Annotated in this window: 19 protein-coding genes and 2 pseudogenes; 10 read left to right on the top strand and 11 right to left on the bottom strand. The window is 71.2% G+C overall.

The annotated features are described in order from the left end of the window. Nucleotides 1–169 precede the first annotated feature (169 nt). The 3 genes from V1457_RS19355 (at nt 170) to V1457_RS19345 (ending at nt 3,799) form a co-directional block, all read left to right on the top strand. Complete coding sequence (locus V1457_RS19355; RefSeq protein ID WP_338595971.1) at nt 170–1,420, top strand: helix-turn-helix domain-containing protein; 1,251 nt, start codon at nt 170–172, stop codon at nt 1,418–1,420. A gap of 179 nt (nt 1,421–1,599) precedes the next feature. Further along, the gene (locus tag V1457_RS19350) at nt 1,600–2,160 is read left to right on the top strand and encodes a flavoprotein (RefSeq protein WP_338595970.1); all 561 of its coding nucleotides are present in this window, start codon (nt 1,600–1,602) and stop codon (nt 2,158–2,160) included. Between the two features lie 133 nt (nt 2,161–2,293). Beyond that, complete coding sequence (locus V1457_RS19345) at nt 2,294–3,799, top strand: glycosyltransferase family 39 protein (RefSeq protein WP_338595969.1); 1,506 nt, start codon at nt 2,294–2,296, stop codon at nt 3,797–3,799. A 210-nt stretch (nt 3,800–4,009) separates the two neighbouring features. Here the strand turns inward: V1457_RS19345 and V1457_RS30640 are convergent. From V1457_RS30640 to V1457_RS19335, 3 genes and pseudogenes are all read right to left on the bottom strand, one after another. Beyond that, nucleotides 4,010–4,114, bottom strand: a pseudogene (locus tag V1457_RS30640) (hypothetical protein); the annotation flags it as partial. Nucleotides 4,115–4,847: 733 nt separating this feature from the next. Continuing rightward, nucleotides 4,848–5,393: pseudogene (locus V1457_RS30635) on the bottom strand (PrsW family intramembrane metalloprotease); the annotation flags it as partial. 372 nt (nt 5,394–5,765) lie between these two features. Then, nucleotides 5,766–6,236, bottom strand: a complete 471-nt coding sequence (locus V1457_RS19335; RefSeq protein ID WP_200069456.1) for a response regulator transcription factor — start codon at nt 6,234–6,236, stop codon at nt 5,766–5,768. 484 nt (nt 6,237–6,720) lie between these two features. Between V1457_RS19335 and V1457_RS19330 the strand changes: the two genes are divergently transcribed. Next, entirely contained in the window at nt 6,721–8,028 is a 1,308-nt protein-coding gene (locus V1457_RS19330) for a glutamate decarboxylase (RefSeq protein WP_200069457.1), read from the top strand. A 101-nt stretch (nt 8,029–8,129) separates the two neighbouring features. Then, a complete protein-coding gene (locus tag V1457_RS19325) occupies nt 8,130–9,065 on the top strand; it encodes a nitrilase-related carbon-nitrogen hydrolase (protein ID WP_200069458.1) in 936 nt (311 codons plus the stop codon). A 59-nt stretch (nt 9,066–9,124) separates the two neighbouring features. Here the strand turns inward: V1457_RS19325 and V1457_RS19320 are convergent, their stop codons facing one another. Then, entirely contained in the window at nt 9,125–9,934 is an 810-nt protein-coding gene (locus V1457_RS19320) for a 5-oxoprolinase subunit PxpA (protein WP_200069884.1), read from the bottom strand. 350 nt (nt 9,935–10,284) lie between these two features. Here V1457_RS19320 and V1457_RS19315 point away from each other — a divergent pair, with 350 nt between their 5' ends. From V1457_RS19315 to V1457_RS19300, 4 genes are read left to right on the top strand one after another with little or no spacing between them, the layout of a single operon-like run. Further along, nucleotides 10,285–11,181, top strand: a complete 897-nt coding sequence (locus V1457_RS19315; RefSeq protein ID WP_295150021.1) for an allophanate hydrolase subunit 1 — start codon at nt 10,285–10,287, stop codon at nt 11,179–11,181. After that, nucleotides 11,181–12,161 (top strand): biotin-dependent carboxyltransferase family protein, encoded by a 981-nt coding sequence (locus V1457_RS19310; RefSeq protein WP_338595963.1) that lies wholly within the window; start codon nt 11,181–11,183, stop codon nt 12,159–12,161. The genes V1457_RS19315 and V1457_RS19310 overlap by 1 nt, the downstream gene beginning before the upstream one ends. A gap of 42 nt (nt 12,162–12,203) precedes the next feature. Next, nucleotides 12,204–12,443, top strand: coding sequence for an acetyl-CoA carboxylase (locus V1457_RS19305; protein WP_200069461.1), 240 nt, complete (start codon nt 12,204–12,206; stop codon nt 12,441–12,443). Then, nucleotides 12,440–13,783 (top strand): acetyl-CoA carboxylase biotin carboxylase subunit, encoded by a 1,344-nt coding sequence (locus V1457_RS19300; RefSeq protein ID WP_338595961.1) that lies wholly within the window; start codon nt 12,440–12,442, stop codon nt 13,781–13,783. Before V1457_RS19305 ends, V1457_RS19300 begins: the two co-directional genes overlap by 4 nt. Here V1457_RS19300 and V1457_RS19295 read toward each other — a convergent pair whose 3' ends face one another. The 3 genes from V1457_RS19295 to V1457_RS19285 form a co-directional block, all read right to left on the bottom strand. Continuing rightward, nucleotides 13,784–14,314, bottom strand: a complete 531-nt coding sequence (locus V1457_RS19295; protein ID WP_307849960.1) for a GNAT family protein — start codon at nt 14,312–14,314, stop codon at nt 13,784–13,786. Nucleotides 14,315–14,422: 108 nt separating this feature from the next. Continuing rightward, nucleotides 14,423–14,980: a methyltransferase domain-containing protein gene (locus V1457_RS19290; protein WP_338605043.1), complete on the bottom strand. Its 558-nt coding sequence runs from the start codon at nt 14,978–14,980 to the stop codon at nt 14,423–14,425. 342 nt (nt 14,981–15,322) lie between these two features. Beyond that, complete coding sequence (locus tag V1457_RS19285) at nt 15,323–15,499, bottom strand: hypothetical protein (RefSeq protein WP_200069945.1); 177 nt, start codon at nt 15,497–15,499, stop codon at nt 15,323–15,325. A 248-nt stretch (nt 15,500–15,747) separates the two neighbouring features. Here V1457_RS19285 and V1457_RS19280 point away from each other — a divergent pair, with 248 nt between their 5' ends. Beyond that, nucleotides 15,748–16,824 (top strand): NAD(P)-binding domain-containing protein, encoded by a 1,077-nt coding sequence (locus V1457_RS19280; protein ID WP_200069464.1) that lies wholly within the window; start codon nt 15,748–15,750, stop codon nt 16,822–16,824. Between the two features lie 6 nt (nt 16,825–16,830). Here the strand turns inward: V1457_RS19280 and V1457_RS19275 are convergent, their stop codons facing one another. The 4 genes from V1457_RS19275 to V1457_RS19260 form a co-directional block, all read right to left on the bottom strand. Further along, complete coding sequence (locus V1457_RS19275) at nt 16,831–17,850, bottom strand: TIGR03842 family LLM class F420-dependent oxidoreductase (protein WP_338595957.1); 1,020 nt, start codon at nt 17,848–17,850, stop codon at nt 16,831–16,833. Nucleotides 17,851–17,948: 98 nt separating this feature from the next. After that, complete coding sequence (gene hydA / locus V1457_RS19270; protein ID WP_338595955.1) at nt 17,949–19,349, bottom strand: dihydropyrimidinase; 1,401 nt, start codon at nt 19,347–19,349, stop codon at nt 17,949–17,951. Nucleotides 19,350–19,353: 4 nt separating this feature from the next. Beyond that, a complete protein-coding gene (locus tag V1457_RS19265; RefSeq protein ID WP_338595953.1) occupies nt 19,354–20,658 on the bottom strand; it encodes an aspartate aminotransferase family protein in 1,305 nt (434 codons plus the stop codon). Between the two features lie 57 nt (nt 20,659–20,715). After that, a complete protein-coding gene (locus V1457_RS19260; RefSeq protein WP_200069468.1) occupies nt 20,716–21,558 on the bottom strand; it encodes a nitrilase-related carbon-nitrogen hydrolase in 843 nt (280 codons plus the stop codon). Between the last annotated feature and the right edge of the window lie 18 nt (nt 21,559–21,576).

Raw genomic sequence — 21,576 nt, 5'->3', positions numbered from 1 at the left:
GGCCGGGGAATCCGGCGAAGCGCGCCGATTTTCAGGTGCTGATCGCATACGCTGACAGTGGCCCGGAAATCGCTCAGCGGAGTGCCACACAATCGCCACACCCGTCCCGATCGGATTGCTCCGGGCACGCGAATCAGGCTGACTGGACGCGTAAGAGGGGGTAGGAACCATGCTGCACGAAACACCGGGGGAAACCGAAAATCCCGAGCAGGCCGAGACCGCGGACGAACAATCCGCGGAAAGCCCCGCCCGGATCGGGACCCGCATCGCCGAACTGCGCAAGATCCACGGCGTGACGCAGCGCGCGTTATCGGTGCGCGCGGCCGTTTCCTACTCGCTGCTGCGCAAGGTCGAACGCGGTGAGCGCACCGCCAGCCACTCCTTCGTCGCCGCCGTGGCCCGCGCGATGTCGATCAACATCACCGATCTCACCGAAGAACCACCGCACGGCCGCGGCCCCGGACCCGCCGCCGAGCAGTGCGGTGTTCCCGCGCTGCGCCAGGCGCTGGTCGAAGGCGCGGACCCGGAGCTGGACACCGATCCGCGCCCCGTCGAGGACCTGCGCGCCGACGTGGCCCGGATCAAGGAGTGGGACCGCCGGACCCGGCACGCCGAGGCTGTGCAGGCGCTGCCGGACGTGCTGCGGCACCTGCACCACGCGGCCCGCGAGCGACCGGACGACCACCAGGTGCACGAGCTGCTGGCGGCTACCTACTCCTACGCGATGATCGCGCTCTACCGGCTGGGGCATCTGGACCTGTGCCACTTGGCGGATGAGCGCTCCCGCGCCGCGGCCGCCCGCGGCCGGGACGCGGTGCGCGGGTCGGTCGCGGAGTGGAACCACGCGCTGGTGCTGCTGTTCGACGGCTCCTACACCGCCGGGCTGCGTTCGCTGGACCGTTCGCTGGAACTGCTGCCCGCACCGGAGACACCCGCCACCGCCGCGATGCGCGGCGCCGTGCACCTGCGCGCGGCGATCCTGGCCGCCCGCACCACCGACGCCGAGCTCGCCGACGAGCACCTGCGGGAAGCGCGGGCGATGGTCGCCGACGGCCAGGACGAGGCCAACCACTACGGCACCAAGTTCGGCCCCACCAACGTCGACATCCACTCGGTGGCCGTGCCGGTCGAACTCGCCGACGGCACCACCGCGGTGACCAGGGCGAGCGCGGTGCGATTACCGGAGACGACGGCACCCAGCCGCAGCGGGCACTACTGGATCGACCTCTCCCGCGGCTGGCTGCTGCACGGCGACCGGCGGCGTTCGCTGGAGTGCCTGCAACACGCGCGGCGGATCGCCCCGCAGCTGACCCGCTACCACCCGCAGGTGCACGAGACGGTGCAGTCGCTGGCGGCCAGCGACGCCCGGTCCACCAACAGCCTTTCGCACTTCGCCGCCTGGTGCGGCATCCGCCGCTGACCCTGGTGCCGCACCGCCGCTGACGACCCTTCCGGCGCCACCGAAGACTCTGGCGCGGCCGACGGCACCGATGGCTTCAGCGCGGCCAGCGCCGCCAAGGGCCCTGGCGCGGCCAGCCGCCGAGGACCCTGGCGCGGCCAGCGCCGCCGAGAACACCGAAAACGACAACGGGGGACGCAGTGCACGAGAACGGTCAGCCGGTGCTGTACGCGATCGCGATGGGCTCACCGGCGGCGCGCGACGTGGGACGGCTGGTGGAACTGGCTCAGGCCGACGGGTGGATGGTGTGCGTGATCGCCTCACCGGACGGTGAGCGGTTCCTGGACACCGAGGCGCTGTCGGCCAAGACCGGCTACCAGGTGCGCACCCGGTACAAGCAACCCGAGGCACCGGACGCGCTGCCGCCGGCCGACGGCATGATCGCCGCCCCGATCACCTGCAACAGCCTGGCGAAGTGGGCGGCCGGGATCTCCGACACGCTGCCGCTGGGAATGCTGGTGGAGGCGGTCGGCAAGCAGCAGCCGGTGGTGGCGATGCCGTTCTCCAACCGCGCGCAGATCGCGTTCCCGGCGGTGCAGGAGGCGATGCGGCGGCTGTCGGATTGGGGCGTCGCGGTTTTGGCCGGGGACGATGTCTACGAACAGCACGAGCCGGGTACCGGCGATGCGTTCGTGCACCGCTTTCCGTGGCATTTGGCTTGGGACGCCTTTCTGCGGCATCAGTGGTCTCCCGAACGTTGAATGCACGTGCACATTCCCGCGCATTCGCGCAACGCCGTCCATTCCCGCGCCACCTTCACCCGGAAGGGCGCCGATACCGATTCGCGTCTCGTAAACTTCCCCGCGATCCGACGACGACGGCGAGGGGAAGCCGGTGCCAGCACCGACCGAGCAGATCGGCACCACCGCACCGGCGGCACCGCACTCGGCACCACCGTTCGCGCGCGGGCCGGTGCTGCTGCTGGCCGGACTCGTCACAGCGTTGTTGCTGCTGATCAGCAGCCGCTACGGGTACCTGTCCGACGAGCTGTACTTCATCGCGGCGGGCAAGTACCCGGACTGGGGCTACATGGACCAGCAGCCGCTGGTGCCGCTGCTGGCCGCCGGGCTCGACGCGGCGTTCCCCGGTTCGCTGCTCGCATTGCGGACTCCGGCCGCACTGGTCACCGCGCTCGGGATCGTGCTCACCGCGCTGATCACGCGCGAGCTGGGCGGCGACCGGCGCGCCCAGTTCCTCGCCGCCTGCGCGTACGCGCTCTCGCCGTGGCTGCTGCTCAGCGGGCATTGGCTGGCCGCGGCGACGCTGGAACCGCCGCAATGGCTGCTGTTGCTGTGGCTGGTGGTGCGCTGGACGCGAGTTCGTTCGGACGCGTTGCTGCTCGCCGCCGGAGCCGTCGCAGCGGTCGGTGTGCAGACCAAGTTCCAGATCGCGCTGCTGTGCTTCACGCTGGTGCTGGGTGTGTTGATCGCCGGACCGCGGGAGATGCTCAAGCGCCGCCTGCTGTGGACGGGAGTCGGCGTCGCGGCCGTCGCCTCCGCACCGGCGTTGGCCTGGCAGGCCGCGAACGGCTGGCCCGCGCTCGACATGGGCCGGATCGTCGACGCTGAGAACGCGCGGCCGCTGTTCCTCCCGACGGCGTTGCTCTATTCCGGAGTGGTCGTCGGCGCGGTGCTGTGCTGCCTCGGGGTGTGGTTCCTGCTGCGGGACGAGCAGCTGCGGCCGGTGCGGTTCCTGGCGTGGGTCTCGATCGCGCTTCTCGCGTTCTACGTGATCGCCGGTGGGAGGCCGAACTACCTCGCCGGGCTCTACGGGATGCTGTTCGCGGCCGCTGCGGCAGGGCTCGGGAACCGGCGGGCGCGCGGCGGGCGATGGTCGTGGGTGGCGTGGCCGGCCTACCTGCTCTCGGCGCTGCTGCCGCTGGCACTGCTGCCGATCTACCCGTTGCCCGTGATCGCGCGGCACCCGCAGCTCGCGGCTTTCAGCAGGATGTACGAGACGGGCTGGCCGGAACTCACCGAGACGGTCGCTCGCAGCTACCACGCGCTACCACCGGACGTTCGGGAACGCACCGCCATCGTCGGCGAGAGCTACACCGTCACCGGGGCCATGGACGCCCTAGGTCCGCGGTACGGGCTGCCCAGGGTGTACAGCCCGCACCGCGGCTACTGGTTCTTCGGCGTTCCCCCGGACAGCGCAACGGCGGTGCTCTACGTGGGCAGCACTCGGCCGTTGCAGCGCTACTTCGCCCATGAGCAGCAGTTGGACACCGTGCGGACCCGGCTCGACGTGGTCGACATCGCGCAAGGCATCGCCGTCACCCGCTACGACGAGCCGGTGATGCCGTGGTCGCGGCTGTGGCCGCTGATCCGCGCGGGGTGAGTCCGGCTCAGCGCGAAGGCGGGTGCTGCGAAGGCGGGTGCTGCGAAGGCGGGTGCTGCGGTGGCGGGTTCTGGGGCGGCCGCTGCTGGCGATCGGGTTGTGGACCCGGCGCTGGTGGTTGCGGCGGACGCCCGCCCGCGGGAGGCGGACCGCCGGGCGGCGGGCCAGGAGGCCGGTTCGCCGGAGGCTGACCCGCCGGAGGCTGGCCTGCTGGAGGTTGGCCCGCTGGAGGTTGGCCCGCTGGAGGCTGGCCGGGCTGCGGCTGACCTGCCGGGGGTTTGCCCGCCGGAGGCTGTCCCGTCGGCGGCTGCCCACCCGGCGCAGCGCCCGTCCGTCCCGCAGGCACCGTGGTTCCCGGCGCCGTGGCCGGATCGCCCTGCGCCGGATTCGCCTGACCTGAACTCCCCGGAGACCCAGTACCAGGAGACCCAGTACCAGGAGCAGGAGTCCCAGAAGCAGGAGTGCCGGGCGCCGCGCCCCCACCTGGAGCACCGCCCCCGGCCGAGCCACCGCTGTGCCCGGCCCAGTCCCGCCGCGCGGACATCCGCATGGTCCGCAGCCGGGTGGTGCTCAACGCGGTCGGCAACTGCCTCGTCTGCGCACTCGGCTGGTAGGTGGGCAACCGCGCGGTTTCGAGGTTCGACAACGGCCGGAAGAACCCGGACTGCTCGCCCTGCGGCGTCCACGGCGGAGCCGCCACCTTGGGCGCGCGCTGGAAGAACGCGTCCCGCGCCACCCGCATCAGCCCCAGGATCGCGTTGCGCCGCTCGTGGAACTTGTCGACCGGGATCGTGGCCCGCACCGCATGATCGTGCAGCAGCGCCAGCTCAGTGGCCGCCAGCTGGTAGTCGGACATCGCCCGCGCACCCATCAGCCCGGACTGCGACCGCGCCCACGCGCGGGCCTGCTTGCGCCCGCGCATGGTGCCGAGCATCTGCAGATCGGCCTGCTGGACCAGACCGCTCGGGATGTACGGCGGCAGGTAGGCACCGATCAGCGCCACCAGCCGCCTGCGATCCCGCAGCAGGATCGTCACCAGCACGATGAACACCGCCAGCTCCACCAGGTAGGCCAACGCGAGCCCGCCGTTGCCGAACGCGGTGGAGAAGTTCCACATCGCGTGCAGCAGCACCGCCGCCGACCAGCCCAGCGCGACGGCCACGCCCCGCCCGAACCCGCGGTGCGTCGCCGCGTGCGAGATGCCCAGTCCGGTCATCGCGGTGTAGATCGGATGCCCCAGCGGCGAGATCACCCCGCGCATCAGCACCACCGGCGCGACCTGCTCCCCGGACAGCAGCGGATCCTGGTAGTAGAGGACGTTCTCGACGAACGCGAACCCGAGCGCGCACAGCGCCGCGTAGACCAGCGCATCGGTCGGCCCGTCGATCTCGAAGCGCCGGAACAGCAGCAGGAGCAGCAGGAACACGCCCTTGAAGGTCTCCTCCACCACCGGCGCGATCACCGAGCTGGACAGCAGCTCGGCCATGTCCGGCCCGTACACCGGCACCAGCAGCGAGCTGCCGAACGTGTTCACGATGAACGACCCCACGATCGCCACCCCGGCGCCCCAGGCGAACGCCAGCACCAGCAGCATCCGCGGTTCCGGTTCGAGCCGGTCGATCAGCAGCACCAGGCCGACCAGCACCACCACCGTCGGCAACGCCAGCAGCCCGCTCAGCAACGTGCTGCCCACCCCTCCGGTGAGCACGTAGTAGGCCAGCGCCACCAGCGAGCACGAGCCGCAGACGACGAGCCCGATGATGAACGGCAGCGGCGTGCGGTCGCTGTTGCGGCCTTCCAACACCGACTTCGGGCTGAGCGGGACCATGCCGTGGAGCGTAGAAGATCGACCCGAGCACCGAGGCCGATCCCCCGAAACGGCCGCGGCCGACAGGACTATCCCTCGCGTCCCGATCCCTGCGCGGGTCCGCAGCGCCTGCCGCACGACGACTTCGAGGACAAGCACTCAGTTCCGCTCCGCCGCCGGTTTGCCGTTCAGTTCGGCCCACCCGTTGTGCCCCGGCGCGCGCCCCGCGGTGAGCGCCTTGACCGCCGCGGAGGTCCGGTCGGCCACCTCCAGCTTGGTGAAGATCGCCCGCAGGTGGTTCTTCACGGTGCGCTCCGAGATCCCCAGCGACCGGGCGATCTGCCGGTTCGAGCTGCCCCGCACCAGGTGCCCCAGCACCTCGTGCTCGCGCGGGGTGAGCCGTTGCAGCAGCGGCACCACCTGCGTGCCCCCGGCCGCACCGGCGGCGCGCTGCAGCGCGTCCCGGTACACGTCGCCGGCCACCGGTCCGGTCCGTCCCAGCTTGACCCGCAGGGTCACGAGCTGGTCCACCTGCCCCAGCACCAGTTCCAGCGCCGCCGAGTGCTCCACGGCCTCGCGCATCATCGCGGTGATCGCGGTGTCCAGGGCTCTCCGGTACGAATTGGCCATCAGGTGACTCCCACAGGGTTCGGTGGCATCGCCCGCGCGGACCCGCGGGGCGGCGTTGCCCCGCTCGCCGCGGCGAGCTCGTTGGCGGCGCGGACCAGGGCACTGCGGCGCACCTCCGCCGTGTCCGGGCCTTTCGGGCCGTTCGCGTGACGACACTTCCCCACCGGGCATGGCCTTCCCACCAGCGCCGGACCGGTCGTTACACCCACTGGCTATGTCGTCACGACCGCACCCCGAAGTGACCGACCGGCCACCGATTTCGCCCGGATGTCGCAGCGGCAACCACGGACGGCGCAGCGCGGAGGGCTCCGTTCGGTCCAGTCCGAGCGGAGCAGGACTTTCTGACCATGTCGGGCGCCGAGCCGCGGAACCTAGGTTCGACGAAGCGGCGCCACCCCCGCGGACGACCTCCCGGGCCGCCCCGGAGGCCTCGCAGCGAGCTCTCTACCGACCGATCCAGTCCCGCACCAAGGAGGTCCACGCCATGTCGTGTCCGCAGGCGGCCAGCCGCGCGAGCGCACCACCCACGACCACCGCGCGTGCGCCCGGCGTCCTGCCCGCCCAAGGCTGGACCGCGTCGGCGGCCGCGAACGCCGTCCGGATCAAGCTGCGCGACGACATCAGACCTGCCGCGAACCTGGCCACGTTCCTCACCAGCACCGTGGAGCCGGAGGCGGAGAAGCTGTTCAGCGACTACCTGACCTACAACATCATCGACCGGGACCAGTACCCCGGTGCCACCGAACTGGAACGCAACTGCGTGCACACGCTGGCGAACCTCTGGCACGCCGATCCGGCCGAAGCGGTGGGCACCGCGACCACCGGCTCCAGCGAGGCCGCCCTGCTGGCGGGCGCGGCGCTGCTGCGCCGGTGGCGCCAGCGAGTCGGCGAAGGCCGCAGGCCGAACCTGGTGCTGGGCGCCAACGCACACGTGTGCTGGTACAAGTTCTGCCGCTACTGGGACGTGGAGCCGCGGTTCGCCCCCGCCGGGCAGGACCGGCTGCACCTGACCGCCGAGCAGGTCCGGGAGCGCTGCGACGCGGACACGATCGGCGTGCTGACCGTGCTGGGTTCCACCATCGACGGCAGCTACGAGCCGGTCGGCGAGATCGCCGCCGCGCTCGACGAGGTGCAGGCCGAGACCGGCCTGGACGTGCCGATCCACGTGGACGCGGCCTCCGGCGGGTTCGTCGCGCCGTTCCTCGACCCGCAACTGCAGTGGGACTTCCGGTTGCCCAGGGTGCGCTCGGTGAACACCTCGGGGCACAAGTACGGCCTGGTACCCGCCGGGCTGGGCTGGATCGTGTGGCGGGACGCCGAATCCCGCACGAACTGGCTCAGCTTCGACACCAACTACCTGGGCAGCACCCGGGCCAACCACGAGCTGAGCTTCTCCCGATCGGCCGCGCCGGTGGTCCTGCAGTACTACAACTTCCTCCGCCTCGGCTTCGAGGGGTACCGGGCCGCGCACCAGCGCAGCCGCTCCACCGCGACCGCGCTGGCCACCGCGTTCGCCGGGATGGGGCCGTTCCGGGTCGTCGGCGACGGCGGTGATCTGCCGGTGGTCGTGCTCGCGCAGCGGGAGGGCGACCGCGGCTGGACGTTGCGCGACCTGGCCGCCCACCTCGCCGGGCGCGGCTGGTCGGTGCCGGTCTACCCGCTGCCGCCGGACCGCCAGGAGACCGACGTGCTGCGGATCGTGGTGCGCGGCGAACTCACCGAGCGGCACACCGAGGACCTGCTCGACTCCGTGCGCGGCTACCTCTCCGGCGCCATCGCCACCCCGGCCTGAGCGCCCAGCATCGGCACTTTTCCCGGCACGACGGGCTTTTCGCCGGCTTCGCCGCCCGACCTCACCGACCGAGAATCCGCACCACTGCAAAGGAGAATCCGTTGCACCCCATCCGGATCGCCAGCAAGCTCACCCGCCCCGAACCCCCGCAACCCGGCACGGGTGTCCGGCTCGCCCTGTTCCAGGGCGAGAACCCCGTCGGCAGCCACGAAGCCGTCACCGCGAACCTGCACCGGATGCGGGAGGTCGTGGAGGTGGCGGCCCGCTACCGCGCACAGCTGTGCGCGTTCCCGGAGTGCTACACCACCGGTTACTCGCTCGGCCCCGAGGAAGCCCGCGCGCTGGCCCAGCCCAAGGACGGCCGCGCGATCAAGGCCGCGCAAACCCTGTCGCACACCCACGAAATCGGCATCGTCGTGCCGTACGTGGAGATCGACCGGCTCGCCGACACCGTGCACGACTCGATCGCGCTGGTGCTGGGCGGAGAGCTCGTGGCGAACTACCGCAAAACCCACCTCTACGGCGCGGCCGAGCGCGCCAACTTCACCGCGGGCACCGAGCTGCCGCCGGTGGTGAAGGTGAACCAGTTCCCGGTGGGCCTGCTCAACTGCTACGAGTGCGAATTCCCGCCGCTGTACCAGAGCCTGGTCGGCCGCGGAGCCCGGCTGATCGTCGGGCCGACCGCCGCCGATCACCACTTCGTGCTGCACGACGGCAATCCGACCCAGGTGCCCTACCCGGACGCCACAGAGCACATCATCCCGGCGATGGCCGCGGTGTGGCGGGTGTTCGTCGCCTACTGCAACCGGCGCGGCTGGGAGACCTCGCAGCGCGGGCAGTGGCAGTACCGCGGCAACTCCGGGGTGTGGGCGCCGGACGGCGCACCGATGATCGCGGCCGGGCCGGACGAGCGCAGCGACGACACCTTGCTGGTCGCCGACTGCGTGCCGGACGACGTGGCGCCGTTCAGCCCGGAAGGCGACCACTTCAGCGACAACCGGGTCGCGCTGCGGGAAGATCTGCTCCCCACCACCTGAGCAGTTCCGGCGAGGTGGCGCGCCCGGACGCTCCGTTTCCTCCGGCCGAGCAGGGTCGGTCAGGCCGGTGCGGCCTCGCCCGTCGCCGTGGCCGCACCGCTGGTCCCGCGGCGCACCACCTCGCTCATCACGGCGAGTTCCACGCCTTCGGCGGCGAAGGCGTCGCGAACCGCGCCCGCCACCTCGACCGCGTTCGGCCGGTCGCCGTGCAGGCAGATCGTTTCGGCCCGGACCGGCACGGCGTTGCCGTTGACCGAGGTGACTTCACCGCGCAGCACCGCCAACGCCTGCTCGGCGCACCGCTGCGGGTCCTTCGCGACCGGGTTCGGTTCGATGATGATGTGCCCGGCGTCGTCGTAGTCGAGGTCGGCGAACGCCTCGCGCACCACCGGAATCCCGCGCTCGGCGACCTGATCCGCGGTCTGCCCGGCCAGCAGCACGACCGGAACACCGGGCGCCGCGGCCGCCACCGCTTCCCCGACCGCCTGCGCCGCGGCCGCGTCCCGCAACGTGAGCCCGTAGAGCGCACCGTGCGGTTTGACGTGCGTGATCGGCACACCCATCTCGTCGGCCAGCGCCCGCAGCGCGCCGAACTGGTAGAGGCACGCGTCCGCCGCCTCCCGCGGGCTGAACGAGATCGCGCGCCTGCCGAACCCGGCCAGGTCCGGGAACCCCGGGTGCGCGCCCGCCGCGACCCCGGCCTCGCGCGCGATCCGCAGCGACGCACGCATCGTGGCCGGGTCCCCGGCGTGCCATCCGCACGCGATGTTCACCGAGCTGACCAACGGGATCAGCCGTTCGTCCGCACCCAGCTGCCACCTGCCGAAGCTTTCCCCGGCGTCCGCGTTGAGATCGACGAGAACCTGCAACCGACCCACCTCCCGCAGCGTCTGCAGCGGCCGAAACCGGGCCTTGCCCTGCGATGATCCGCCGGCCGCGTGCCGATGGTACGAGCCATGCTCCCGCAGCCACCGGCCGAGCACAGTGCTCCGTTCGGCTGCTGCGGACGGGGCCGTGCCGCGCATCGCGCCGCCGTTCGGCGCAACCGGGTGCCTGCGTTCGCGCGTACCGGCCGCCCGGGACCGGCCGCTATGGTGACCCGAACGTGCGATTTTCCCAGCGCCGTCCATCGAGTTCACAGCCGCGCCCCTGCGCGGCGAATGGCTTCGGCGCATCCTCGATGCACGGCAGATCACCTCCGAGGACCGAGGAGGTCGACATGGCAGCGACGAGCACGGACCTGCCTCCCGCTCGGTACGAGTTCGGCGGCGACGAATTCATCTTCGTCGAACTCGATCAGGAAATGAGTCTCCAGGCGAATTTCAAGGCGATGGCGATCACCGGCGCGCTCCGCGAGCAGAACGTCGACGGCATCGTGGACATCTGCCCCTCGAACGCCTCCTACATGGTCCGGCTGGACCCGGACCGGCTGCACCCGGTGGAACTGGCCGACGAGCTGCGCAGGCTCGAGCACTCGGCGGGCGAGCTGCCCGCGGACTACGTGGTGCCGACGCGGATCGTCGACGTGCCGGTGCTGTTCGACGATCCGTGGACCCGGGAAACACTGCTGCGGTTCCGGGACAACCACCAGGACCCGTCGGTGACGGATTTGGAATACGCCGCGCGGATCAACGGATTCTCCGGCGTTCCCGAGCTGATCGACGCGATCACGGGTGCGCCGTTCATCGTCACGATGCTCGGATTCGTGCCCGGTCTCCCGTTCTGCTACCAGATGGTCCCGCGCGAGCGGCAGATCGAGGTTCCGAAGTACGTGCGGCCCCGAACCGACACCCCGGAACGGGCATTCGGCTACGGCGGCGCGTTCGCCGTGGTCTACCCGGTGCGCGGCGCAGGCGGGTACCAGTTGTTCGGGATCGCCCCGGCGCCGGTCTTCGACCTCGCCCAGCGGCTGCCGGATTTCGCCGAGCACATCGCCTTCCCCAAGCCGAGCGACATCCTGCGCTACCGCGCCATCGACCGCGCCGAGTACGACCGGCTGCGCGGCGAAGTGGAGGCCGGGACGTTCCGCTACCACACCCGCCCGGTGGAGTTCTCCCCGTCGGAGTTCCTGGCCGATCCGGACGGGTTCAACCGCCGGTTGCTGGAGGTGCTGTGATGAGCGAGGTCATCGTCCGCTCCGGAGGGCTGTCCACGACGGTGCAGGACCTGGGCCGCGACGGGCAGTACGCCATCGGGATGCCGCCGTCCGGTGCGCTGGACCAGTTCTCCTACCGCGTGGCGAACATGCTGGTGGGCAATCCGGTCGGCGCGGCCGCGCTGGAGGCCACCTACATCGGGCCCGAGCTGGAGTTCACCGACGAACGCCAGATCGCGATCACCGGCGCCGAGGCTCCCGCCCGGATCAACGGAGAACCCGTGCCGCCGTGGGAAACGCTGCTGGTGCGCACCGGCGACGTGCTCGGCTTCGAGATGCTGCGCTCCGGCGCCCGTCCGTACGTCGCGATCAGCGGTGGCGTGGCCGTGCCCGAATACCTCGGCTCGCGGTCGACCTACACGCTCACCGGCATCGGCGGGTTCGAGGGCCGTTCGCTCGCCCAGGGCGACCGGCTGCCGCTGGGTGAGCGTCCGGCCAGCAGCCCGGCACCCGGCACCGCGGTTCCGGTCGAGCTGCGCCCGGACTTCAGCGGCGAGGCCGAACTGCGACTGGTGGTGGGGCTGTGCTCCTACCGGCTCACCGCGGCCGCGCTGGAGTCCTTCGGGGAAACGACGTGGAAGGTCACCAAGGACGCCGACCGGGTCGGCTACCGGCTGCGCGGCGGCACGATCGACTTCGTCGAGCGCGAGCAGCCGTTCGGGGCGGGCAGCGACCCGGCCAACGTGGTCGACTTGGGCTATCCGATCGGCTCGGTGCAGGTGCCCGGCGGAAACGAGCCGATCGTGCTGCTCGGCGACGCGGTCACCGGCGGCGGCTACGCCACCGTCGGCACCGTGATCTCGGTGGATCGGGACCGCATCGCGCAGGCCCGCACCGGGGACCGGGTCGGCTTCGTACCGGTCGACGTGGAGGCGGCGATGGCCGCGCGCCGGGACCGCACCGCGCGGTTGGAGAAGGTCCGCGCCGCCGTCTCCGGATGAACCCGGCCCGGCAAACCAACCCGATATCGACGAGGAGGTCCCATGTCGACCGTCAGCGCAGCACTCCCCGGCGTGTTCTACCGCCGCCCCTCGCCTGACCAGGACCCGTTCGTCGAGGTCGGCGGCGCGGTCCGGGAAGGCGAGACGATCGCGCTCATCGAGGTGATGAAGACCTTCACCGAGGTCAAGGCCGAGTCCGCGGGAACCATCGGGCGCTTCCTGCTCGACGACGGCGACGAAGTGGAAGCCGGGCAGGAACTGATCGAGGTCGTGGAAGCATGACGGGGCCGGGGCGGGTCCTGGTCGCGAACCGGGGCGAGATCGCGGTACGCATCATCCGCGCCTGCCACACCGCGGGCGTGGAGGCCGTCGCGGTGTACTCCGACGCCGACAAGAACTCCCGGTGGGTCCAGCTGGCCGACCACGCGGTGCACATCGGCCCGTCGCCCGCCGCGAAGTCCTACTTGGACTCCGCCGCGCTGCTGGAGGCCGCGCGCAGCACCCACGCCGACGCCGTGCATCCCGGCTACGGCTTCCTGTCCGAGAACGCCGCGTTCGCCCGCGCGGTGCAGGACGCGGGACTCGTGCTGATCGGCCCACCGGCCTCGGCGATCGAGCTGATGGGCGACAAGGCCACCGCGCGGGCGACCGCGCGGGCCGCGGGTGTGCCGGTGGTGCCGGGCAGCGAACCGGTGACCGACCTGGCCGCCGCGCAGGCCGCCGCCGCGGAGATCGGCTACCCGGTGCTGGTCAAGGCTGCCGCCGGCGGCGGCGGGCGCGGCATCCGCCCGGTCTCCTCGGCCGAGGAGCTGGCCGACGTGCTGCCTGCCGCGCAGGCCGAGGCCCGTTCCGCCTTCGGTGACGGCACGTCGTACCTGGAACGGGCGCTGGCCCGGCCGCGGCACGTCGAGGTGCAGGTCCTCGCCGACGATCACGGCAACGTGGTGCACCTGTTCGAGCGGGACTGCTCGGTCCAGCGGCGCAGGCAGAAACTGCTGGAAGAAGCGCCCGCACCGGGCTTGCACGAACGGACCAGGGAACTGATGACCGACGCGGCGGTGCGGCTGGCGCGGCACGTCGGCTACCGCAACGCCGGGACCGTGGAGTTCCTGGTCGACGAGGACCAGAACTTCTACTTCATGGAGATGAACACCCGCATCCAGGTGGAACACCCGGTCAGCGAGCTGGTCAGCGGGGTCGACCTGGTCGCCGAGCAGCTGCGGGTCGCCGCGGGCAAACCGATCTCGTGCACCCAGCGGCAGCTGACCCGCAACGGTGCCGCGGTGGAGCTGCGGATCAACGCCGAGGACCCGGACCGCGACTTCGCGCCCTGCCCCGGCGAGGTCACCGCGTTCGACCTGCCCGGCGGGCCGGGCGTGCGGGTGGACACCGGGCTGACTCGCGGCGACCGGATCAGCCCGTTCTACGACTCCATGATCGCCAAGCTGATCTGCTGGGGAGCCGATCGGGAGCAGGCTTACTCGCGGGCCAGGCAGGCGCTCGCGGAGTTCCGGATCGAAGGGGTCGCCAACACGATCGGACTGCACCAGCGCCTGGTCGACGACGACAAGCTGCGCAGCTGCCCGGTGCACACGACGTGGCTGGAAGAGCAGCTGGACTGATCAGTCCCGCACGACCTCCTCGCGCAGCACGCTGTAGCGCACGCAGTCGCGCCAGCGGCCGCCGCGGAACAACCAGCCGCGCAGCACGCCCTCGCGGGTGAAACCGGCCTTGTCGAGGGCGCGCTGCTCGGCGAAGTTGTCCACCTCGGTGCCCGCCTCGATCCGGTTGACTTGGGTGTGCGCGAACAGGTACTCGACGAGTTGGCGCTGCGCCTCGGTGCCGTGGCCCTGGCCGCGCGCGTCCGGTAGCAGGTTGATGCCGATGTTCCAGCAGAACGAGTTCTGCCCCGTCTTGCTCTTGTCCCAGGACACGAACCCCAGCCGGTGGTCCGGGTCCTGCTCGTAGACCACCAGCAGCACGCCCTCGTCGGCCGAGAGCAGCCCAGATCGCTCCCACCGCTTGCCGAAGTGCCCGGAGCCTTGGTAGCCGAACCAGTTGTAGGGATGGCTGGCTTCCCGGGAGTTGAGCATCCGCTCCAATTCGGGAAGGTCGTCGGATAGCACCGGTCTGAGCCGCACCAATGTCCCCACATGGCGACCGTAGACCGATCTCGCGCCACGGGACATGCTCTGTTCCGGTGGCAAATTTCCGACACCGGGTTGCACGGCACGTGCGCGCGCCGGATCAACCTCCGGGGATCAAGCTTTGGGGCGGCGGCAGGTGTAGACGCGGGCCGGTGGCACGTTGCGCCACACCGTGCGGCTGGTGAGGACTTCGTCGAAGGCGCCGTCCAGGCGGCGGCGGAACGCTTGCGCACCGGACATGCCCAGCGCGTGCACATAGGCGAACGTGGTGAACGCGCCACCCGGCGCGAGGGCCTTGCCGACCTCGGCGAGGATGTCGCGCTGCAGCTCGCCGGAGAAGATCGACCACGGCAGCCCGCTGACCACCGCGTCCACCGAGCTCACGCCTGCCTCGGCCAGCAGCGCGCCGAGGCGGGACGCGTCGCCGCGCACGACTTCCAGCCACGGCAGGTCGGCGCGCAAGTGCTCGATCATGCCCGGGTCGATCTCGATCGCCAGGTGCCTGCCGCCTTCGGGTAGCCGCTCGTGCACCGCGCGGGAAAGCGCACCCGTGCCGGGACCCAGCTCGACCACGACGGGCGCGGCCGTGCGGCTCGGCACGACGGCCGCCATTTCACGCGCCAGGAAAGGAGAACTCGGCGCGACCGCGCCGACCAGGCCGGGTTCGCGCACCGCCCGTGCGACGAACCTGCGGTACTCCGCGAGCGCCGAGCCGGGCGAAGCACCGGGACGGGGCTGCTGCTGCGATGTGGTCACAACTGCCTTCCGCGGTCGTCGAGCAGGGACCCGGGCACTCTATCGGGGGCCGGGCGATGCCCGGCGCGGACCTGTCGGCCGGGCGGCAACCCGCGCGATGAAACGCGAAAAAGGAAGTTCCGACGAACGCGGAAAGCGCCGCGAAAAACCGGGAAAAGCATCCCGGGAAAATGTGTAACGAAACCGGTTTCGCCGCCGATGGCGCGGCGATCACCGTGCTCGGGGCTTGCCCTCGACGGGCAAGCCCGCTGCACTCGTTCAGGCCGGTTGCTCGATCAGCCCACCGGTCGGCTCGGTCACCGGTCCCTGCTGTTCAGCGGGCCGGGCCGGGGTGTTCGGCGCAGGCTTGCCAACCCACCTCACCGCCGCGACCGCAGCCGCGAGCAGCACGACAGCTTCGACCGCAAGAGCCACCCACACCATTGCCACTTTCATTGCCTCCCTTCTGCTTACCTCCCCGTCTTCCGGACATGCGCCAGCGGCCGCGCACAGGCATGGCCCGAAGGCACGACGAGCGGAAGAGGTTTGGGGCGAACACCCACTTGCACTTCGATACTAGGCGCTTGTTTCGGACGGGTTAAAGAGGGGCTGGAGTGGCGTCCGTCGCACCCGCCCGGGTGGCGTTTCCCGGTGGTCGACGACACAGCGGGTACGGGACGTCCGCGGCCGGGTGCGGCGTTGCGGTGAACGTGGAGCACGAAGTCGACGTGGTCGTGATCGGGGCCGGGCAGGCCGGGCTCAGCAGCGCGTACCACCTCGGACGCAACGGGTTCGCGGACGCCGGTGATCACGTGGTCCTCGACGCCGACTCGGCGCCCGGCGGAGCGTGGCGGCACCGCTGGCCATCGCTGCGGATCGGCGGCGTGCACGGCATCCACGACCTCCCCGGCCTGCCGCTGCGGGAGAAGGACGGGCAGCGCCCGGCCGCGGAGGTCATGGCGGAGTACTTCGCCCGCTACGAGCGAACGTTCCACCTGCCGGTGCGCCGTCCCGTGCAGGTGCACTCGGTGCGGTACGGCCCCGACCGGCGCTTGCTGGTCGACGCGGGCTCCGAGCGCTGGGCCGCCCGGGCGGTGATCAACGCGACCGGAACGTGGCGGCGGCCGTTCGTGCCGCACTACCCGGGTCAGGCGACCTTCCGCGGCAGGCAGCTGCACACGGCCGACTACCGCGGGCCGGAGGAGTTCCGCGGGCTGCGGGTGATCGTGGTCGGCGGCGGCATCTCCGCGGTCGAACTGCTCACCGAGATCGCCGAGGTCGCAGGCACGACGTGGGTGACGCGGCGGCCGCCGGTGTTCACCGGAACCGAGTTCAGCCCGGACGACGGGCGGGCCGCGGTGGCCGAGGCGCAGCGGCGGGTGCAGGCCGGATCGCCGCCGGGCAGCGTTGTGAGCCTCACCGGGCTGCCCACCACGCCGGCGGTCCGCCGCGCCCGCGAACGCGGCGTGCTCGAGCGCTCGCCGATGTTCCAGCGGATCACGCCGCACGGCGTGCAGTGGGCCGACGGCAGCGAGTCCGGCGCGGACGTGATCCTGTGGGCGACCGGTTTCCGCGCCGACCTCGACCACTTGGCTCCGCTGGGATTGCGCGAACCCGGCGGCGGGATCCGGATGGCGGGCACGCAGGTCGCGGCCGAACCGCGGCTGCACCTGGTCGGCTACGGACCTTCGGCCAGCACGATCGGCGCGAACCGGGCCGGACGGGCCGCGGCTTCGGCGGTCAAGCGGCTGCTGGACGCCGAGGTCGCCGCCGCGAGCTGACCGGGCTCAGCGCGTGGCCGAGTCGTCCGCCCGCACCGCCGGGATCACCTGCGAGCCGTATTGCTCCATTGTGGACTCTATTGCGTCGTGCATGGCGTAGAGCGCGAACTGGTCGACGCCGGCGTCGCGCAGCTCGGTGAGCTTGTCGATGTGCGCCGGAGCCGGGCCGAGCAGGCAGAAGCGGTCCACGATCTCGTCCGGCACGAACTCGGTGTCCGGGTTGTCCGCGCGGCCGTGGTGCGCGTAGTCGTAACCGGCGCGGTCCTTGACGTAGTCGGTCAACGCGGCTGGCACCGCGTCGGACTGCGCGCCGTAGCGGGTGACCAGATCGGCCACGTGGTTGCCGACCATGCCGCCGAACCAACGGCACTGCTGGCGGGCATGGCCGAGGTCGTCGCCGACGTAGGCGGGCGCGGCCACGCAGACGGTGATCTCGGCCGGGTCGCGGCCCGCGTCCGCGGCGGCCTGCCGCACGTGATCGACCATCCAGCGGGTCAGCAGCGGGTCGGCGAGCTGCAGGATGAACCCGTCCGCGACGCGTCCGGCCAGTTCGAGCGCTTTCGGCCCGTAAGCGCCCATCCACACCGGCAGCGAACCGTTGCGCACCCACGGCAGCCGGACCTCGTTGCCGTCGAGGCGGACCTCGCGCCCCTCGGCGAGGTCCCGGATGACCTGCATCGCGTGTTCCAGCGTGGCCAGCGTGTTCGGTTTGCCGCCGGTGACCCGCACGGCGGAGTCACCGCGTCCGATGCCGCAGACCGTGCGGTTGCCGAACATCTCGTTGAGCGTCGCGAAGGTCGAGGCGGTGACCGTCCAGTCCCGGGTGGCGGGATTGGTCACCATCGGGCCGACGACCATGCGGTCGGTGGCCGCGAGGATCTGGCTGTGGATGACGTACGGCTCCTGCCACAGCACGCACGAGTCGAACGTCCAGCCGTGCTCGAAGCCGAGGTCTTCGGCGCGGCGCATCAGGTCCACCACCCGCCAGGCGGACGGGTCGGTTTGCAGCACGAGACCGAATCGCACGGGAGCCTCCGTGGTCGTCGCTGAACGGGTCGTCACTGAACGGTCATCACTGAACGGGTCGCAGGCTGATCGCCGGTGGTGTGCGGGGACGCCCGCGATCAGGTCACGTACCCGCACGTACCGCGCGGCAGGAACTGGCCGTGCCCGGCGCGGCCCCGGTACTCGCCTTCATCGAGGATCACCTCGCCGCGGGAGAGCACCGTGTCGACGCGGCCGGTGATGCGTCTGCCCTCGTAAACGCTGTAGTCGACGTTCATGTGGTGCGTCTCGGCGGAGAGCACCTGCTCGGCAGCCGGGTCGTAGATGACGACATCGGCATCGCTGCCCGCCGACAGCGAGCCCTTCCGCGGGTGCAGGCCGAACATCCGCGCGGGAGCCGTGCTGGCCAGTTCCACCCAGCGGCGGCGGGTGATCCGGCCCGCCACCACCGCCTGGTGCAGCAGGTCCACCCGGTGCTCGACGCCGGGCAGTCCGTTCGGGATCTTGGAGAAGTCCCCGAGCCCGAGCTCCTTCTGCGGGGTGAAGCAGAACGGGCAGTGGTCGGTGGCCACCACCGACAGGTCGTCGGTGCGCAGCGCCCGCCACAACGACTCCTGGTGCTCGGCGGGCCGCAGCGGCGTCGAGCACACGAACTTGGCGCCCTCGAAGCCGGGCCGGTCGAGTTCGGTCACGTCCAGGAACAGGTACTGCGGGCAGGTTTCGCCGAACACCGGCAGCCCGGCGTCGCGGGCCTGGGTGAGTTCGGCGACCGACTCGGACGCGGACACGTGCACCACGTACAGCGGGGCCTCGGCGACCCGGGCGAGCTGGATCGCGCGGTGCGTCGCCTCCGCCTCCAGCAGCGGGTGCCGCACCTTGCCGTGCTGGCGCGGATCGGTGCGGCCTTCGGCGAGCGCCTGCTGCACCAGCACGTCGATGGCGATGCCGTTCTCCGCGTGCATCATCGTCAACGCGCCGTTGCCCGCGGCCTGCTGCATGGCGCGCAGGATCTTGCCGTCGTCGCTGTAGAACACGCCCGGGTAGGCCATGAACATCTTGAAGCTGGTGATGCCCTCGCCGACCAGCGCGTCCAGCTCCTTGAGCGCCGACTCGTGCACATCGGACAGGACCAGGTGGAAGCCGTAATCCACCGCGCACTGCCCGTCGGCCTGCGCGTGCCAGGAATCCAGGCCCTCGCGCAGGGAATGGCCGATCGACTGGATGGCGAAGTCGATGATCGTCGTGGTGCCGCCCCAAGCCGCCGCACGGGTACCGGTCTCGAACGTGTCCGAGGCGTAGGTGCCGCCGAAGGGCATCTGCATGTGCGTGTGACCGTCGACCCCGCCGGGGATCACGTAGCGCCCGCGCGCGTCGATCACCCGGTCCGCGCCGGGTCGCCACTGCTCGGCCAGTTCCGGCGTGGCCACCGCTGCGATCTTCTCGTCGACGACGAGGACGTCGGCTTCGACCTCCTCGGTCGCCGTGATCACCAGGCCGCCGCTGATCAGTGTGCTGCCCATGGCCTCACTCCTGCGCTCTCGCGAGTGCGTCGACCAGGACCGCCCCTCCGTCCCGGGCCTCCTGCTCGGTGAGGCTCAGCGGCGGAGCGATCCGCAGCACGTTGTTGTCCAGGCCGCCCTTGCCGATCAGCAGTCCGCCGCGGCGGGTCTCCTCCAGCACCCTGGTGGCCGCGGCCGGGTCGGGAGCACCGGTGTCCGGCCGGGCCAGCTCGACACCGAGCATCAGGCCCTTGCCGCGCACGTCGGCCACGATCGGCAGCCGCTCCCGCGCCTTCTCCAGTTCGCCGCGCAGCACCGAGCCCACGCGCAGCGCGTTGCCCTGCAGGTCGTGCGCCAGCAGGTGGTCCAGGTTCGCCAGCGCGCCCGCGGTGGTGACCGGGCTGCCGCCGAAGGTGGACAGCGAGCTGACCTCGATGCTGTTCATGATCTCGGCACTGGCCACGACGCCGCCGATGGACATCCCGTTGCCGAGGCCCTTGGCGAAGGTCATGAGGTCCGGCGAGCCGCTGCCGCCGTGCGCCTGCCAGCCCCAGAAGTGTTCGCCGGTGCGGCCCCAGCCGGTCTGCACCTCGTCGCTGATCCACAGGATGCCGTACCGATCGAGGATTTCCTTGAACCGGGCGAACAGCCCGTCCGGCGGCACCGCGAACCCGCCGACGCCCTGGATCGGCTCGGCGATCAGGCAGGCGACGTTGCCGTGCAACTGGCCGAGCACGTCTTCCAGGTCCTCGGCGCAGGCGTCGATGAACGCCTCGTCGGACAGCTCCGCGAGCTTCGTGCCGCGCCTGCGGCTGCCGTGCACGTACGCGGTCTGCACCGGCGAGAGGCTGGTCGGCGACCACGCGCGGTTGCCGGTGATCGCCAGCGCCGAGAACGAGCGCCCGTGGTAGCTGTTGCGCAGCGCGAGCACCTGGTTGGACCCGCGGTACCCGGTGGCCAGCAGCAAGGCGGTGTCGTTCGCCTCGGTTCCGCTGGAGGTGAAAAAGACCCGCGGGTCTTCGATGCCGGACAGTTCGGCGACCCGCTCGCCCAGTTCGATCATCGGCCGGTTCAGGTACAGCGTCGAGGAGTGCAGGATGCGGCCGGCCTGCTCGCTGACCGCGGCGGTGACCGCGGGCAGCGCGTGCTCGGTCATCGTGGTCAGGATGCCGCCGAAGAAGTCCAGGTACCGGTTTCCCTCGGCGTCCCAGACGTGCCTGCCCTCGCCGCGTTCGATCTCGATCGGCTCGTCGTAGTAGGTCGCCACCCAGTCCGGCAGCACCGCGCGGCGCCGCTTCGCCAGCTCGGTGTGCACGCCAGTGCCTGCCATCGCCGTCCTCTCCTCGTTGCTCGGATGCGCGTGGATCGCTCGGGTGCCCGCGGGCGGTCAGGGGGTGGTCAGCGGGCCGTAGGCGTCCGGCCTGCGGTCGCGGTAGAAGGCCCACTTGGTGCGGACCTCGTCGAGCAGGTCGAGGTCCAGGTCGCGCACCAGCAGCTCCTCGTCGGTGTCGCTGGCCACCTCGCCGACGAACTGCCCGTAGGGGTCCACGAAGTAGCTGCTGCCGTAGAAGTCGTTGTCGCCGTACTCCTCCACGCCGACGCGGTTGATCGCGGCGATGAAGTACTCGTTGGCGACCGCGGCGGCCGGTTGTTCCAGCTTCCACAGGTAGGAGGAAAGGCCGCGGCTGGTGGCCGAGGGGTTGTAGACGAGCTGCGCGCCCGCCAGGCCCAGCGCCCGCCAGCCCTCCGGGAAGTGCCGGTCGTAGCAGATGTAGACCCCGACGCGGCCGACCGCGGTGTCGAACACCGGCCAGCCGAGGTTGCCGGGGCGGAAGTAGTACTTCTCCCAGAAGCCGGGCAGGTGCGGCAGGTGGTGCTTGCGGTACTTGCCGAGGTAACTGCCGTCGGCGTCGATCACCGCGGCGGTGTTGTAGTAGAAGCCCGGCCCGTCGACCTCGAAGATCGGCACCACGACGACCATGCCGAGTTCGCCGGCGAGCGCGCACATCCGGCGGGTGGTCGGCCCGTCCGGCACGGCCTCCGCCCACCCGTAGTGCTCGGGTTCCTGGACCTGGCAGAAGTACGGCGCGTTGAAGACCTCCTGGAACCCGATGATCCGCGCACCGCGCTCGGCGGCGGTGCGCGCGTGGCGCTCGTGCAGGTCGGTCATCGATCCCGCGTCGCCGGTCCACTTCGCCTGGACCAGCGCGGCACGGACGAGGTTCGACATGGCTGCGGCTCCCGTTGC

It is taken from the genome of Saccharopolyspora sp. SCSIO 74807, from assembly GCF_037023755.1.
In the GTDB taxonomy this organism is placed as follows: Bacteria; Actinomycetota; Actinomycetes; order Mycobacteriales; family Pseudonocardiaceae; genus Saccharopolyspora_C; species Saccharopolyspora_C galaxeae.
The sequence above is the reverse complement of the archived record's forward strand: the minus strand, read 5'-3'. Positions and strand labels throughout refer to the sequence as shown.